This is a genomic window from Streptomyces beijiangensis, assembly GCF_017315755.1.
GTDB classification, from domain to species: Bacteria; Actinomycetota; Actinomycetes; order Streptomycetales; family Streptomycetaceae; genus Streptomyces; species Streptomyces beijiangensis.
Genome location: NZ_JAFLRJ010000373.1, coordinates 1 through 14470, shown reverse-complemented (window position 1 = coordinate 14470; position 14470 = coordinate 1). Strand labels below are relative to the sequence as shown.

At 68.5% G+C, this 14470-nt stretch carries 11 protein-coding genes and 4 pseudogenes; 5 read left to right on the top strand and 10 right to left on the bottom strand.

Features of this window, described 5'->3' with window-relative positions; genetic code table 11:
- Positions 1-125 (top strand): annotated as a pseudogene (locus J0695_RS31305) (IS3 family transposase); the annotation flags it as partial.
- A 619-nt stretch (positions 126-744) separates the two neighbouring features.
- Here J0695_RS31305 and J0695_RS46390 read toward each other — a convergent pair.
- Both J0695_RS46390 and J0695_RS45505 read right to left on the bottom strand, forming a co-directional pair.
- A complete protein-coding gene (locus J0695_RS46390) occupies positions 745-978 on the bottom strand; it encodes a hypothetical protein (RefSeq protein WP_505383617.1) in 234 nt (77 codons plus the stop codon).
- 166 nt (positions 979-1144) lie between these two features.
- Complete coding sequence (locus tag J0695_RS45505) at positions 1145-1780, bottom strand: TetR/AcrR family transcriptional regulator (protein ID WP_206967780.1); 636 nt, start codon at positions 1778-1780, stop codon at positions 1145-1147.
- A 61-nt stretch (positions 1781-1841) separates the two neighbouring features.
- Between J0695_RS45505 and J0695_RS31295 the strand changes: the two genes are divergently transcribed.
- The gene (locus J0695_RS31295; protein WP_206967778.1) at positions 1842-2714 is read left to right on the top strand and encodes a ketopantoate reductase family protein; all 873 of its coding nucleotides are present in this window, start codon (positions 1842-1844) and stop codon (positions 2712-2714) included.
- Between the two features lie 72 nt (positions 2715-2786).
- On the opposite strand, the gene J0695_RS31290 is transcribed toward J0695_RS31295, so the two are convergent.
- The 3 genes from J0695_RS31290 to J0695_RS31280 all read right to left on the bottom strand — a co-directional run bounded on the left by J0695_RS31290 (position 2787) and on the right by J0695_RS31280 (position 5026).
- Positions 2787-3143 carry a nuclear transport factor 2 family protein gene (locus J0695_RS31290; protein WP_206967775.1) on the bottom strand — a complete coding sequence of 119 codons (357 nt, stop codon included), beginning with the start codon at positions 3141-3143 and terminating at the stop codon, positions 2787-2789.
- A 69-nt stretch (positions 3144-3212) separates the two neighbouring features.
- Positions 3213-4271 carry an aldo/keto reductase gene (locus J0695_RS31285; RefSeq protein ID WP_206967773.1) on the bottom strand — a complete coding sequence of 353 codons (1059 nt, stop codon included), beginning with the start codon at positions 4269-4271 and terminating at the stop codon, positions 3213-3215.
- 11 nt (positions 4272-4282) lie between these two features.
- The gene (locus tag J0695_RS31280) at positions 4283-5026 is read right to left on the bottom strand and encodes an SDR family oxidoreductase (protein ID WP_206967771.1); all 744 of its coding nucleotides are present in this window, start codon (positions 5024-5026) and stop codon (positions 4283-4285) included.
- A 138-nt stretch (positions 5027-5164) separates the two neighbouring features.
- Here J0695_RS31280 and J0695_RS31275 point away from each other — a divergent pair, with 138 nt between their 5' ends.
- A complete protein-coding gene (locus J0695_RS31275; RefSeq protein WP_206967769.1) occupies positions 5165-6013 on the top strand; it encodes a helix-turn-helix domain-containing protein in 849 nt (282 codons plus the stop codon).
- A 544-nt stretch (positions 6014-6557) separates the two neighbouring features.
- Here J0695_RS31275 and J0695_RS44300 read toward each other — a convergent pair.
- The 5 genes and pseudogenes from J0695_RS44300 to J0695_RS31255 all read right to left on the bottom strand — a co-directional run.
- Positions 6558-7517, bottom strand: a pseudogene (locus tag J0695_RS44300) (chitinase); the annotation flags it as partial.
- A 186-nt stretch (positions 7518-7703) separates the two neighbouring features.
- Positions 7704-8111, bottom strand: a pseudogene (locus J0695_RS44295) (carbohydrate binding domain-containing protein); the annotation flags it as partial.
- Between the two features lie 1074 nt (positions 8112-9185).
- Positions 9186-9986, bottom strand: a complete 801-nt coding sequence (locus J0695_RS31265) for a hypothetical protein (RefSeq protein ID WP_206967764.1) — start codon at positions 9984-9986, stop codon at positions 9186-9188.
- Between the two features lie 77 nt (positions 9987-10063).
- The gene (locus J0695_RS31260) at positions 10064-10711 is read right to left on the bottom strand and encodes an RNA polymerase sigma factor (protein ID WP_206967763.1); all 648 of its coding nucleotides are present in this window, start codon (positions 10709-10711) and stop codon (positions 10064-10066) included.
- Positions 10712-10978: 267 nt separating this feature from the next.
- The gene (locus tag J0695_RS31255; RefSeq protein WP_206967761.1) at positions 10979-11257 is read right to left on the bottom strand and encodes a hypothetical protein; all 279 of its coding nucleotides are present in this window, start codon (positions 11255-11257) and stop codon (positions 10979-10981) included.
- A 270-nt stretch (positions 11258-11527) separates the two neighbouring features.
- On the opposite strand from J0695_RS31255, the gene J0695_RS31250 reads away from it, so the two are divergent.
- Together J0695_RS31250 and J0695_RS31245 are read left to right on the top strand one after the other, a co-directional pair.
- Positions 11528-13930, top strand: a complete 2403-nt coding sequence (locus J0695_RS31250; RefSeq protein ID WP_206967759.1) for a beta-L-arabinofuranosidase domain-containing protein — start codon at positions 11528-11530, stop codon at positions 13928-13930.
- A 197-nt stretch (positions 13931-14127) separates the two neighbouring features.
- Positions 14128-14470 (top strand): annotated as a pseudogene (locus J0695_RS31245) (Leupeptin-inactivating enzyme 1); the annotation flags it as partial.

The window sequence follows — 14470 nt, the reverse complement described above, 5'->3', positions numbered from 1 at the left end:
GGATCGCGATCGTGACCTGGAACGAGAGGACCTACCACCGACGCCGCAGACAAACATCGCTCGGCCGACTGACCCCCGTCGAGTTCGAGATCGTCATGACTACACCGGCTCTCCGGGCCGCGTGACCACACCTGTCACCCAACCCTGCATCAGACCCCACCGACGCCCTCGCCCCCGCCAAAACCGCAGGTCAACATCTCCGCGTAGACCGAAGAGCCCGATGTCCAACAGGACGGCACCACGTACGAGTTCGAGGGCACCGTAAGCGACGCCCCCAACTCTGCGTTCATCCACATCATCGTGAAGAACCCCAATGCTCAGCAGCCTGCCGCGCGGGAAGCCCCGCCAGACAACGCCTGGCTCGTTTCGCCAGCGGCAGACCTGCTGAAGGACGGTCGCTGGAAGGTCCGGTGGACGGTCCTTGATCCTCCCAAGAACGCTCGATGGGCAGCCGTCCTGGTCGACTACAGCGACCCCGGCCCCGCCCCCTCGTGCCCTGCAGATCCGTGCGGCACCCCCTCACCTGCCTGGGGCAGCCTCAACGAGTACGGGATCGACTACGCCCGCGTGATCGATGCGACTGTGGCAAGCAACAGCCACAAGCGAACAGCGGATCACTAACTCCTGTAGGTGTAGCTCGTCTTGGCGGTCAGTGGAGGATGGGGAAGCATGAGCGTCGCGATCTGGACTGCGGCAATTAGCTGGACGCTGTGCTCGACCTGGAGATTCCCGAGGACCGAGTGGTCAGACGGATCGCTGGACGACGGTTGTGTGCCGTCCACGGTCAGCACGGTGCCCTGCTTGAACCGGCGCCTGGGGGCTGGCCTGAGTCTGACTCCACGCCTGGACGTAGCCGCCCGCCTTGACTTCAATCCTGATTCCTTCAGGGCTCAGGATGTCATAGGCATCCCATTCCAAACGGTTCGTTCTCGCGCCGACTGCTCGGGCAACGAGGAACTCTGCCAGGTAGCCGCGCACGGCATTCGTCCGCAGATCAGATATCGCGAAGCGCCAGAAATCTAGGACCGTGTCATCCAGGCCCGCGAATGGTTCAGTCCCGGACAGTGGCGGAAGCAGAGGGTGAAGCACGACGAGCGTGCGTCGTAGAGCCTGAGACGAGAGCGGTGGGTGAGCCGCCCCAGGCTTACTGCCGGGCCCGGGTCGGTGGCGCGCTCATTGCTGCCGTCAGGAACGTGATCGCCCATTGCCTGGCCGCCTCGCCCGCTACCGGGGACACGCAGCCAGGGGAGGGTTGCTGGTAGACCTCGACGCGGTCCACGGCCGTCACTGCGAGGATCCCCCGCATACGGAACATCAGCTCCTGTGGGGCAAGGCCGGGCAGTGCGTGTGCGAAAGCCGCCAGGTAGCGCTCGCGGACCGTGTCCTCGTCCGGGCCGGTCCAACCGCGCGCCTCCTCGGCAGGGTCGCTGAGGATCGTCACGATCAGCCGGGATGTCCGGGCTCCGCTCTCCTTGCCGGCGGGCATCTCGTCGAAGAGCGGCCCTGCGAATGCTTCTACCAGTTCGGCCACCGGCGGGTCCGGAGTTCGGGCGAGCACTTCGTCGAGCCGTGCGCACTGGGCGGCGGTGATGGGCTCGATCACGCGGCGGGCGACTGCGGCCAGGAGTTCCGCCTTCGAGCCGAAGTGATAGCTGACGGCGGCCAGATTCGCTCCGGCGAGGTCGGTGACCGCGCGCACCGAGGTGCCGCGGTAGCCGTGTTCGGCGAAGAGCCGTTCGGCCGCGTCGAGGATCTTGGTCCGGGTATCGGGTAGCGCCACGTGCCGTACTATACAAACATTCGATTGAAACGAACGTTTGACTTACATGCGGGAGGTTGTCATGAAATTGCTCGTGTACGGCGCCGGGGTTCTCGGCAGCCTGTTCGCCGCCCGCATGCATGAGGCCGGGCACGACGTCTCACTCCTCGCCCGGGGCGAGCGCCTGGCCTCCTTGCGCCAGTACGGCGTGCAGTTGGCAGAAGCGGACAGCCCGGCCGTCAGGCGGGTGCCGGTGCCGGTGGTCGAGCACCCGGCCGGCGAGTACGACCTGACTGCCGTCCTTGTCCGCACCCATCAGGTGGACGCGGTGCTGGAGTCACTCGCCGGCCTCGAAAGCGACGTGCTGTTTCTGCACAACTGGGCGGCCGGCGCGGAGCCGCTGGGAGCGGTGATCGGCCGCGAGCGGGTACTGCTCGGCTTCCCCACGGCCGCCGGCACCATGGACGGCGATGTGGTCCGCTACCGCAGGACCAACTTCATGACCCGCCGGGTTGCGATGCCGATCGGCGAACCCGACGGCCGTACCACCCCGCGACTGGAACGGATCGTGGAGGCGTTCCGCACCGCCGGGATCAACGCCAAGGCCGAGCCCAGGATGGATGCCTGGCTCAAGACACACGCCGCGTTCGAGACGCCACTCGGGCAGGCGGTGCACACGGCGGGCGGCCCGGTAGCGCTGGCCGACGATCCCGACGCCGTCCGCGGCATGCTCCACCTCATGCGGCATAACCTGGCCGCCATGCCGACGCCGCCGGTCCCCCGCGCGTTCGCGGCACTGCAGACCCTGCCGGAAGGGCTGCTCGTGACCCTGCTGCGGCGCTTCCTGCGCGGCCCGACGGCCGCCCACAGCGGACTCAACAACGCCTCCCCCGCGACGGCGGCCGAACTCGAACGGCTGGCCGAACAGATGCGTGCCCACGCGAAGCCCCGGTAGGCCATCGGGCGGCGACTCGGGTACGGAGATACTCGCGGCCGGGGCTGACCGGACGAGGACCGGGATCGCGGGTCAGATCTCGTTGTTCCACATGCGGAACGTGGTGCAGCGGCCGTTCTTGTCGAACGTGACCGTCCAGAGGTTGGCGAAGGTGCCGAGCTCCTTGTAGCGGCCGGTGCCTTCGATGGCTGCGGTGTCGCCGTTGAGGGTGAGGATGGACCAGTCGAATTCCCAGCCGCCCTCCTGCCAGGGAGCGCGGCTCTGCCAGCCTTCGACGATGGCGTCGCGGCCGATCCAGTCGGTCTCATAGGGCCACTCGTGGTACTCGGCCCGCGGCGTGAACAGTGCGGCGATGTCCTTCTTGCTGTTGCTGGTCCAGGCCCGCAGATATCCCTCGACCCACGTGCGTACCTGATCTTCGGTCACCATGACAGGTGCCTTTCTGTGCCGGGAGGCGTGCGGTTCAGCCTTGGTCCGCCGGAGCTGCAAGCGATCTCTTCAGGACCGCTGAAAGGCGGAGGACGTGAGGCCGTTGATGGTGGTGTTCCCCTGCTGGAATCCGATGCCGATCTCGTCCACGAACGGGTGCGGATAGTCGAGAGCGGGGGTGGTCAGCGCATCCAGTTCGGCGAGGTGGGCGGCGTCCAGGACCACGTCGGCCGAGGCAAGGTTGTCCTCCAGCTGCGCCAGGGTGCGGGCTCCGATGAGGACCGAGGTGACGGGCTGCTGCTGGCGCACCCAGGCCAGGGACACCCTGGCCATGGTCGTGCCGAGGTCCTTCGCGATGCGCTCCAGCGCGTCCAGGATGACGAACGTCGGCTCGGTCAGCAGCGGAGCGGCATACCCGGCACGCCCGGAGTCCGGGTGATCGGTGGCTGTGCGGGAGTACTTACCTGACAAGACGCCCGAGGCCAGCGGGCTCCAGGGCGTGATGCCCAGGCCGAACGCTTGGGCGGCGCCGAACTGCTCGCCCTCCGCGGTCCGGGCGAGCAGCGAGTACTCCACCTGGAGCGCCGCGACGGACTCCCAGCCGCGCAGCCGCGCAGTCGTGGCGGCCTGGGCGACCCACCAGGCAGGTGTGTTGGACAGGCCGAAACTGCGGATCTTCCCCGTGCGCACCAGGTCGTTCAGGGTCGAGAGTGTCTCCTCCAGCGGGGTGTGCCGGTCCCACATGTGCATCCAGTACACGTCGACGTACTCGGTGTTCAGGCGCCGCAGCGATGCGTCCAACTGCGTGAGGACGGCCTTGCGTCCGGCACCCCCGGCATTCGGGTCGCCAGGGTGCAGCGTGCCGCCGAACTTCGTCGCGAGCACGATCCGGTCGCGCACGCCGGGGCGCTGTACGAAGTACGTCCCCAGCGTCGACTCCGACGCCCCGTTGTTGTACTGGTTGGCCGTGTCGACGAAGTTGCCGCCCTCCTCCAGATAGCGGTCGACGATGGCGAAGGACTCCTTGGGAGCGGATCCCCAGCTGCCGTCGTCGAAGGTCATCGTGCCCAGAGCCAGGGGGCTCACCCTCAGCCCGGTGCGCCCGAGCGTGACATACGTGCTCAGCATCGGCGCCCCACCTATCCCTGGGCCGTGGGGCGGATGACGAGTTCGTTGACGTCGACCTCGTCGGGCGCGGTGATGGCGTAGTGGATTGCTTCGCCGATCGCGGCGGCGGGGATCGCGATGGCCATCTGGCCCGTGACCGCGTCCTTGGTGGCCTGGTCGGCGATGGTGTCGGTCAGCTCGCTGTGGGTAAGGCCGGGGCTGATCACGGTGACCCGCAGGTCCCTGCTCTCCTGACGCAGGCCCTCGGACAAGGCGCGGACCGCGTGCTTGGTGGCGCTGTAGACGGCGGCGGTCGGGTCGACCCGCAGCCCGGACACGGAGGCGACGTTCACAATGTGCCCGGCCCCCTGGGCCCCCATGATCGGCAGGACGGCGGCGATGCCGTGCAGGACTCCGCGCAAGTTGACGTCGATCATGCGGTCCCACTCCTCGGTCCGCAGCGCGTCCAGCCGGGACAGGGGCATCACCCCGGCGTTGTTGACCAGGACGTCGATACGGCCGTACCGGTCGAGGGCGGCCGCGGCGAAGGCCCGCATGCTGAGCGGGTCGGTCACATCCAGGGACTGCGGCAGCGCGCTGCCGCCATCGGCTTCGATCTCCTTGGCGAGAGCGGCCAGACGCTCCGCGCGGCGGGCACCGAGGACCACGTGATGGCCGGCCGCGGCCAGTCGTCGGGCGGTGGCCTCGCCGATGCCGCTGCCGGCCCCGGTGATCAGGACGACCTTCGGCGCGGCCGTGGTGGGCGGGTACGTCATGCTCGTTCCTTCGTCAGGTCGGCGGCCCCTGCGGTGGGCCGTCCGGTTCTGTCAGCGTGGGACCGATTTTGCGTATGCGGCAGGAGGGCTCTTCCTGGGTGCCGCACTCCTAGGAAGCACCGGCGTACGCTTTTGGGTATGAGCGGCAACGAACTGGGCGAATTCCTGCTGGCGCGCCGTTCCCGAGTCAGTCCGAACGACGTGGGGTATCCGCTCTCCACGGGCCGCCGCGTCAGCGGGCTGCGGCGCGAGGAGGTCGCCGTGCTGGCCGGGGTCAGCGCCGACTACTACGCCCGTCTGGAACAGGGCCGCGAGCGCCACCCCTCCGGTCAGGTCATCGACGCCCTGGCCCGAGCCCTGCGCCTGGACTCAGACGCCTGCTGGCATGCCTACCGTCTGGCCGGCCTGGTACCGGCAGACGAAGCCCCCGCCGTCGACGGGGAGCTGGTGGCCCCCCGGCTGCAGCGGCTGATGGACGCGTTCCCGGCAGCGGTCGCCTATGTCGTCAACCGCCGCCTGGACGTCCTCGCGTCGAACGCGCCGGCCACCGCGCTGCTGTCCCCGCTGGCGGACCCGCGCCACATGCTCTTCTCACTCTTCTGCGACCCTGCCGCACGCACCCTTTTCGTGGAGTGGGATGCCGTGGCGCGCGACAGCGTCGCCGCGCTGCGGCTCGCGTTCGGCCACGAGCGCCACGATCCCCGGATCGCGGCCCTGATCGCCGAACTCCGCACCGAGAGCGCGGAGTTCACGCAACTGTGGGAGCGCCAGGAGGTCGGCCGGCTGGGCAGCAGGTTCAAGACTTTTCACCACCCCGTGGCGGGCCGGCTGACGCTCTCCTACCAAACCTTCGAAGTGCAGGACGCCCCGGGACAGAGCCTGCTCGTCGGCACCGCCGAACCCGGCAGCACCGACGCCGACCGCCTGGCACTGCTCTGCACGCCACAACCCCTGCACGACCGCCAGACGCCGGCCTTTCGCCAGTGACGGAAACCCGGGAGCTGAGCCTCGATGTTGACTCCGCCCATCGCGTCGAGCGGCAATCAGCCCTGCATAAGGCGCCGATCATGGGTGCGTCGCGGGGGGGCATGCGCGCTGACCGCCGGGTTCCTCAGCCCGGCCGGCAGGTCACCGCGATGGAGTGAACGCCCTCACCCCTGGAGTACCCCACGTCTTCCAGAACCCGGACAGTTCCTGTCGACGCGGCTCGCCAGCGAGATGCCTTGATCTCCGCCGCCCCCACCGCGGTGCGGGCCGGCTGGCGTGCGGTGACCACGTTCACCTGATCCCGCTGACCGACGCCGCGGTGGCCTGGAAGACCGGCCTCCGGTGCCGGAACACCCAGAACCGCCCCGGCACCATGACCGCACACAACCCGATGATGAACGGCGCGGGCTTCGGTGAGACCATCCGCAACATCGATGGACCGCTGGAGTGCGTCGGCGAGAACCCGGCCCAGGTGCGGAGCCGGATCAACTTCCACCAGAACCTCACCTCGGTTCTGGGCGTCCCGACCGGCTCCAACCTGTCCTCAACGGCCCTGGAGGGACTTGACGTTGTCGCCGAAGGTCCAGCCCTTCGAGCCGTCCCAGTTGATCGACCACGTCATGAGCCCCTTCAGCGAGCCGCCGAAGGCGTTCCACGACTGGCTGACCAGGCTCGGGGCCATGTAGCCACCGCCCGCACCGGACTGGGCCGGCAGGCCGGGCACCTGCTTGTCGTAGGGCACCTTGATGGTGGTGCCCTGAATGGTCAGGCCGTTGTTGAGGCAGGTGGTCTGCGCGGTGAAGCCCTGGACGGTGCCGGCGGAGTAGGAGTCACCGGAGCAGCCGTACATGCTGCCGTTGTAGTACTGCATGTTCAGCCACCACAGGCGGCCGTTGTCCGCGTACTTCTTGATGATCGGCAGGTAGGAGCCCCAGATCGACCCGTAGGTGACGCTTCCGCCGGTGACGTACGCAGTTTCCGGCGCCATCGTCAGGCCGAAACCCGCGGGCATCTGGGCGAGGACGCCGTCGATGATGCGGATCAGGTTGGACTGGGAGGCGGACAGGGTGTTGATGTTGCCGCTCCCGGTCAGTCCGGTCTCGATGTCGATGTCGATGCCGTCGAAGTTGTACTTCTTGAGGATAGGGACGACGGTCGCCACAAACTTGTCGGCGACAGTGCTGGAGCTCAGGTCGATGCCGGCGGCGGCGCCGCCGATCGACATCAGGATCGTCGCCCCGGCCGTCTTGGCCTGGCACATCTCGGCGGGGGTCGAGACCTTGACGCCGGCGTCCATGCCGTCCTGCCACAGGACCGTGCCGTCCGAGAGGATCACCGGGAATGCAGCGTTGATGACGTTGTAGCCGTGCGCGGCGATCCGGCTGTCCGTGATGGGGACCCAACCCATGCCCGGGTGGACTCCGTTGGAGGCCCCGTCCCAGTTCTCCCAGTAGCCCTGCAGCACCTTGCCCGACGGCTTGGGCTTCGTGGGGCAGGTGTCGCCCGGCGGGGTGGTGGTCGGCGGGACTGTGGTCGGCGGGACGGTCGTGGGTGGCACAGTTGTGGGCGGGATGGTCGTGGGCGGCACGGTTGTGGGCAGCGCAGTAGTCGGTGAAGGGCTGCCGCCGCCGGGGCCGGTGAGCGATATGTCGTCCGCGTAGTACGTGGGCTGCCCGTACCAGCCGTGGACGTAGATGGTCACCGAGGTGGTGTTCGACCCAGTGCTGAAGCTGACGCTGAGCTGGCTGTACGCAGGGCTGTTCGGCGTCCACGTGGACGGGGCACTGGTGATGCCGGTACCGGTGGCACCCAGGTAGACGTAACTGCCCTGGACGTAGGCGCTCAGCGTGTACTGGGAGTTGGGCTGCACGCTGATGGTCTGGGCGCACTGGGCGTTGTCCTGGCCGGTCGGCGTGGCCTTGAGCGCGGATGCACCGGAGTGGACCGGACTGCCGACGGCCGCGCCGGAGCCGCTGGAGCAGGTCCAGCCGGAAAGCCCGCTCTCGAAACCCGAGTTGGCCACCAGGTTGGGGGCGACGGCCCCGGTCGTGGCCGCTCCGGCCGCGACGGAGCCGGCCACGGCGATGCCGACCCCCATGACGGCGGCGGCGCTCACTCCGGCCAGGAGGCGTGTGGGAGCACTTGCTGCTCTCCGGTCGCCTACGGGGCTCCGACCAGGGTCCGGACAGGGGCGGGAATCTCTCGACAGACGTGAAGTGCGCGACCTCCGACGGAACATGCGGCGCTTCCTTCCAGCCGGATGCCATGGACATGACCAGCACATGGGGGTGCAGACGCCCGGCTCGGGGTGAGGTGTGGACATACGGGGCTGTGCCGGACCGGATCGTAGGAGGGATACCAGGGCAGGTCAATAGGTCTGGACCAATACGAGGAATAGCTTCAGTCCGCGCTCAGGCAGGCCTGTCAGCGGGCGGGCGCGCTGGGTGGCCGTCGACCAGTTCTCTGTTTTCCCGTCTTCCCGGTCAGCGATCCGCACAGAAAGAGAAATACGCACCCCTCCCTACGCCCGAAGTTGCACGTCGGTGGGATTCCTAAGATCAACACCCAGCGGGAGCGGGCATGAGGTGCAGGTGGGCGGACAGGTCAACGACCCGTCTTCGGCGCCTCACGGGCAGCTCATTCCTCGTCGGGGCCGACGAAACAGCCGGCGTCAAGCCCCGCGACACACTGCTGCAGAGAGGAAGCCCCACCGGCTGACCGGTGAGGCCTGCTCGCGTGAGGAGCTCACGCAACCCTGCGGCAACCTGGGCAACGCGTGTCACAAGAAAGTCACCGACTCCGCGGACCGTCCTGGACGGAAGGCTCTGGCCTGCTCCGGAACGACCACCTGGAACCGAGGGACTCCCCTGAGCGCCTTTTGGCCCACCACGAAGAGGCCGCGGCCAGAAGCCGCAGACCCTCTTGGCCAGACCTGTGAAGAGGCCCCGCCGGGCACCTGTCGGGGCCTCTTCACATCACCGGCGAATCACCGACCTCATAGACGCCCTCCTGGCGCCGACAGCCCAAGCGCCGCGGCGACCGCGTGCACGAACATCGCGCAGGCCACCCTCAATGCGGCCGGAACGCCTCTGGATGCCACCCGGGGATTCTGGATGCCGCCCGGGGATATCGCCGGGGCAGCACCGAGGTCAGCCGAAAGGCCGGCTTACGGCTAGTCGGTGAACTGAGGGTCCATCTTCTGGTTGTAGATTTCCTTGCCGGATGCGTTGTAGGCATGGACGTAGGGGCTGGGGCCGGCGTAGTGCGGGTCGGCGTCGTCGCTGGAGAGTGCCGCCGCGTAGACGAACGCGCCGCCCGTCATGACCGTCGGGTACTGCTTCGGGTCGTCGCCATAGCTGATGGTGATCTTGACGATGTCGGATGCCGTGTAGTGTCCCGCGCCCAGCATCAGGTACTGCCCCTTGCCGACGGGCACACTGCTGGATTCGAAGTACTCGATCTTGTGACCGGTCCCCCACAGGCGGTTGTTGATGAACGTGGGCGGCGAGGACAGGCTGTTGCCCTTGTCGCCCTTTGACTCGCATTGCACGTACTGATCGGCTGAGTCGACGGCGATGACCACGCCGTCCCAGCCCTTCGAGGCGACGGGTGCGCGGACCGCGATCACCGAGTGGAATCGCGATGCGTTCGAACCCAGGCAGGAGGCCAGGATCTTGGCGACGGTCGCGGCGTCGATCGGGGTCGTCTTCCCGCTGGTGATGGAGAACCTGTCCGGGGCGGAACTCGCGCGAGCGGAGGACGACGTGGAGCCGTCCGTTGTGCTCGGACTCGGTGATCCGGCGGCGTGCGAAGGGTTTCCCGCGGGATCGGCGAGAAGCGGCTTGGCATCCCCTATCCCGCTGAAGGCAGCCACGGCCGCGACGCTCATCGCCGCGACGCCGGTGGCGACGCCGAGCGGCACTCCCCACCTGCGTCGCAGCGAAGCACGGTTGTTCTCTGAGTCGATCTTCATCAGTAGCTCCTCTCGGGTCCGCCGGTGGTTCGGCAGATCACGATCGGAAGGAGCCGCAGGAATGCCCTGTGTGTGATTCATCGTGCGACCTCTTCCGCGTTGACGGGACTCTTCGAACTGAATGACGCCGGAGCCGCAGCTCCGGCCACGAGGTCGGCCCCCAGCCTCCGCCGGGCCCGGTGCAGTCTGGACTTCACGGTTCCGACCGCCACCCCCAGCGCTGCCGCAGCCGCCTGCTGATCCAGGCCCGACCACATGCAGAGCTCGACGACTTCGCGTTCATGGCGCGGCAGCCGAGCCAGTGCCCGGTGGATTTCCGACATGCGACGCTCGTCGTCGACCAGGCCGGCGACACGGTCCGCGTGGTCGCCCACCGGCTCGTCATGCGAGACGACCCGCCGCAGCAACGCCTCGGCCCGCTTCAGCCGCCGCCTGGTGTTCGACAGCAGGCGGTCGGCGATGCCCAGCAGCCAGGGCAAAGCCGAGTCACGGTCAAGCACCGTCTCCGATCGCCGACGCCAGGCGTGCATGAACACGGTGGACGTGAGGTCTTCGGCTTCGGACCAGTCGGCCGTGCGCCGGAACAGGTAGTTGTAGACGGTCTTCCCATGACGGTCGAAGATCCGGCCGAACGCCTCCCGGTCGCCGTCGGCGGCCCTCGCCCACAGCTCTCGGTCACATATCCCTCCGACCGGTGCGGCGGGACCGGCGTCGTTCAGTTCCATGCTCTGTACGTGTCCGGCAACCGGCCGAAGGTTCCCACCGAGCCGGCCCCGCGACGACGGACGGCTCCGGCCCTCCTGTGAAGACACGTCTTCAGTCAAACGTTCGCCGAACCAGCGCCTGCCTCAGCACGACCGCACGGGACGGGAACCAGTTGGACGTCTCGTTCACCATCGCCGTATCCCCCGTTGGATGTGCGCTCTGCTCCTGAGCCTGATTCCTTCGGCGGAGCGCCGGATTCCTCCACGCGCGATCTCCCCCGCGCACCGTCAGACGGCATCTCCCGACCAGTCCCAGCGACCAGGGTCTCCAGGGCGCGCGGCGTACCGCGCCTGTCCGTCGGGGCCGGTCTGCCCGAGCACCGTCATCAGCACGGCGCCGGTGGCGATCTCGTCCTCGGTCCAGCTCGTGACATCCAGGAGCGACCCGTCCAAGGGGCCGCCGGACAGTTCGACGTAACCCTGTCCCAGGCGCGGAGCCGGGACGGGGTCGTCATGGTCGTGGCCGTACATCCAGCTGAGCAACGACAGCTCGTCATCTCCGTTCATGCCGTTCAGCCTTCCAGGCGCCACCGACAATGCGGGCTGCCCGGGCCGCATGATCAGGCGCCGATGGGACTGGCCGTCGACGATCACGGTGTCGACGGCCCCACGGGGAGCCTCACCGTCCACGCGGGGGGGCATCGTCACCTCTTGTCATGAACCTGGACGCCCGTACCGGTGGTGTGCTCTCATTCCAACTGACCTTCTTTACAACGTTATACAAGAACTGCGGTGCCCCCTTCCCTCTCATGGCCCCCACATGGCAGGAGCCCCCGCATGCCCGTCAACCGGCGTCACTTCCTCCGGACCGGAACCCTGGCCTTGTCCGCCCTGGCGCTCGGCGCCCGCATCCCCGCGGTGGCCGCCGCACGGTCGGGTCCGGCCGCGGCGGGCGTCGCGGCCGACGCCTTCCGGAAGCTCGCACCCGGCAGCATCACCCCCCGCGGCTGGCTCGCCGGCCAGCTCGAGCTCCAGCTCCAGGGGCTCTGCGGCCGCTACGCGGAGCGCTCGCACTTCCTCGACTTCGCCGCGACCGGCTGGGTCGACCCGGCCAAGGCGGGGTGGGAGGAACTGCCGTACTGGCTGCGGGGTTACGTCCCTCTCGCCATCGCCACCAACGACGCGACGGCGCTCGCCACCGTACGGCGCTGGATCGACGCGATCCTCGCCACCCAGCAGTCCGACGGCTTCTTCGGCCCCACCGCACTGCGCACCGCACTCAACGGCGGTCCTGACTTCTGGCCCTTCCTCCCGCTGCTGATGGCACTGCGCACCTACGAGGAGTACGCCAAGGACACCCGTATCGTCCCGTTCATCACCCGCTTCATGCGGTACATGAACGGCCGCCCCGCGTCGGTGTTCCACTCCAGCTGGATCTCCTTCCGTACGGGTGACGCCCTCGACATCGCGCTCTGGCTGCACGGACGGACAGGCGAAGCCTTCCTCCTCGATCTCGCGACGAAGATGCACACCCAGGGCGCGGACTGGACCGGCGCGACACCCAGCCCCCACAACGTCAACATCGCCCAGGGCTTCCGTGAACCGGCCCAGTACGCCCAGGTCACCGGGGACGCGGCACTCACCCGGGCCGCCTACCTCGGCTACGACTCCGTCCTGGGCTCCTACGGCCAGTTCCCCGGCGGCGGGATCGCCGGCGACGAGAACTACCGGCCCGGCTTCGGCGACCCCCGTCAGGGCTTCGAGACCTGCGGCATCGTCGAGTTCATGGCGAGCCACGAACTCCTCACCCGTATCACCGGCGACCCTCTCTGGGCGGACCGCTGCGAGGATCTCGCGTTCAACATGCTGCCCGCGGCGCTCGACCCGCAGGGCAAGGCCGTCCACTACATCGTCAGCGCCAACAGCGTCGACCTCGACAACACCAGGAAGACGCAGGGTCAGTTCCAGAACGGCTTCGCCATGCAGTCCCTCCAGCCGGGCGTCGACCAGTACCGCTGCTGCCCGCACAACTACGGCATGGGCTGGCCGTACTTCACCGAGGAGCTGTGGCTCACCACCCCGGACAACGGCCTCGTGGCGGCGATGTACGCACCGTGCAGCGTCCGCGCCACGGTCGGCGCCTCGGCCACCGCCGTGACCGTCACCGAGGAGACCGGCTACCCCTTCACCGAGACCGTCACCTTCACCGTGACCACACCGAAGGCGGTCGCCTTCCCCCTGCGGCTGCGGATACCCGGCTGGTGCCGCGGCCCGGAGATCAAGGTCAACGGCACGGCCGTGGCCGCGTCGGACGGCCCGGTGTTCGCCACCGTGAACCGCACCTGGAAGAACGGCGACGTGGTGACCCTGCGGCTCCCGCAGCGCACGTCCCTGCGCACCTGGGCAGGCAACCACGGCGCGGTGAGTGTCGACCACGGACCGCTCACGTACTCCCTGAAGATCGGCGAGAGTTACGTCCGCTACGCGGGGACCGACGCCTTCCCCGAGTACGCGGTGCACGCCACCACCCCGTGGAACTACGGCCTCACGCCGGACACGCCGTTCACGTTCACCCGCGACGACCGGCCCGTCCCCGACAACCCCTTCACCCTCGCGGACGCCCCGGTCCGCATCACCGCGACGGCGCGCCGTATCCCCGAGTGGCTCGCCGACAACGAGCACGTGGTGGCGCCGCTCCAGCAGAGCCCGGCCCGCAGCACCGCGGCGGCCGAGACGGTCACCCTCGTGCCCATGGGGGCCGCCAGGCTGCGCATCACGGCCTTCCCGACCGCCGCACCGGACGGACGCGCCTGGATCCCGGAACCCGCCTACCGGCGGCTGCTCAACAAGAACAGCGACAAGGTCCTCGCCGTCGACGGGATGTCCACGGAGAACAGCGCCCGAGTGGTGCAGTTCGACAACGTGGGCAGCGGTGACCACGCCTGGCAGCTCGTCGACCGCGGCAGCGGCTGGTACCTCTTCCGCAACGGCCAGAGCGGGAAGGTGCTCGGCGTGGACCGGATGTCCACGGCGAACAGCGCGACGGTCGTCCAGTACGAGGACAACGGCACGGCCGACCACCTCTGGCAGCTCGTCGACGACGGCAGCGGCTGGTACCGCATCCGGAACAGGAACAGCGGCAAGGTGCTGGGTGTGGACGGCATGTCGACCGCGAACAGCGCCCAGGTGGTCCAGTACGACGACAACGGGACCGCCGACCATCTGTGGAAATTCATCTGACACGCCACGACTTCGGCTACCGCAACCACGAGGCCGTCCGCTGAGCGGACAGGGTCGACCGGATGCCGTATTGACGGTGTGCCGTCAAGACGTCACGATCGGGCACACACCGCGCCCCTCCCCGCCTCCCGCGGGGAGGGGCGCACCGGTACGTCCACGCCCTTGCCCCTTCGCGCGTACGGAACTCGGAGCCCCCCATGACTCGTCCCGCCCCCAGACGCACAGCCCTGGCAGCAGCGGCCTCCCTCGCACTCGCCGCCCTGCTCGCCGCCGCCGTTCCCGCGGCGGCGTCCTCGTCCGCCGCCCCGTCCGCCGCCGTCCTCGCCGCCCCGGACATCCCGATCGCGAACGTCAAGACACATCTCACGCAGCTCCAGTCCATCGCCACCGCCAACGGCGGCAACCGCGCGCACGGCAAGGCCGGTTACAAGGCCTCCATCGACTACGTGAAGGCCAAGCTGGACGCCGCCGGATTCACCACCGCCCTCCAGACGTTCACGTCGAGCGGCGCCACCGGCTACAACCTGATCGCCGACTGGC

What these genes read in the sequence shown, in the direction of transcription:
- J0695_RS31250 (WP_206967759.1), top strand. Translation starts at nt 11,528, where the DNA reads ATGCCCGTCAACCGGCGTCACTTCCTCCGGACCGGAACCCTGGCCTTG.
- J0695_RS31280 (WP_206967771.1), bottom strand. Translation starts at nt 5,026, where the DNA reads ATGACGTACCCGCCCACCACGGCCGCGCCGAAGGTCGTCCTGATCACC.
- J0695_RS31290 (WP_206967775.1), bottom strand. Translation starts at nt 3,143, where the DNA reads ATGGTGACCGAAGATCAGGTACGCACGTGGGTCGAGGGATATCTGCGG.
- J0695_RS31265 (WP_206967764.1), bottom strand. Translation starts at nt 9,986, where the DNA reads ATGAAGATCGACTCAGAGAACAACCGTGCTTCGCTGCGACGCAGGTGG.
- J0695_RS31275 (WP_206967769.1), top strand. Translation starts at nt 5,165, where the DNA reads ATGAGCGGCAACGAACTGGGCGAATTCCTGCTGGCGCGCCGTTCCCGA.
- J0695_RS31255 (WP_206967761.1), bottom strand. Translation starts at nt 11,257, where the DNA reads ATGAACGGAGATGACGAGCTGTCGTTGCTCAGCTGGATGTACGGCCAC.
- J0695_RS31295 (WP_206967778.1), top strand. Translation starts at nt 1,842, where the DNA reads ATGAAATTGCTCGTGTACGGCGCCGGGGTTCTCGGCAGCCTGTTCGCC.
- J0695_RS31260 (WP_206967763.1), bottom strand. Translation starts at nt 10,711, where the DNA reads ATGGAACTGAACGACGCCGGTCCCGCCGCACCGGTCGGAGGGATATGT.
- J0695_RS31285 (WP_206967773.1), bottom strand. Translation starts at nt 4,271, where the DNA reads ATGCTGAGCACGTATGTCACGCTCGGGCGCACCGGGCTGAGGGTGAGC.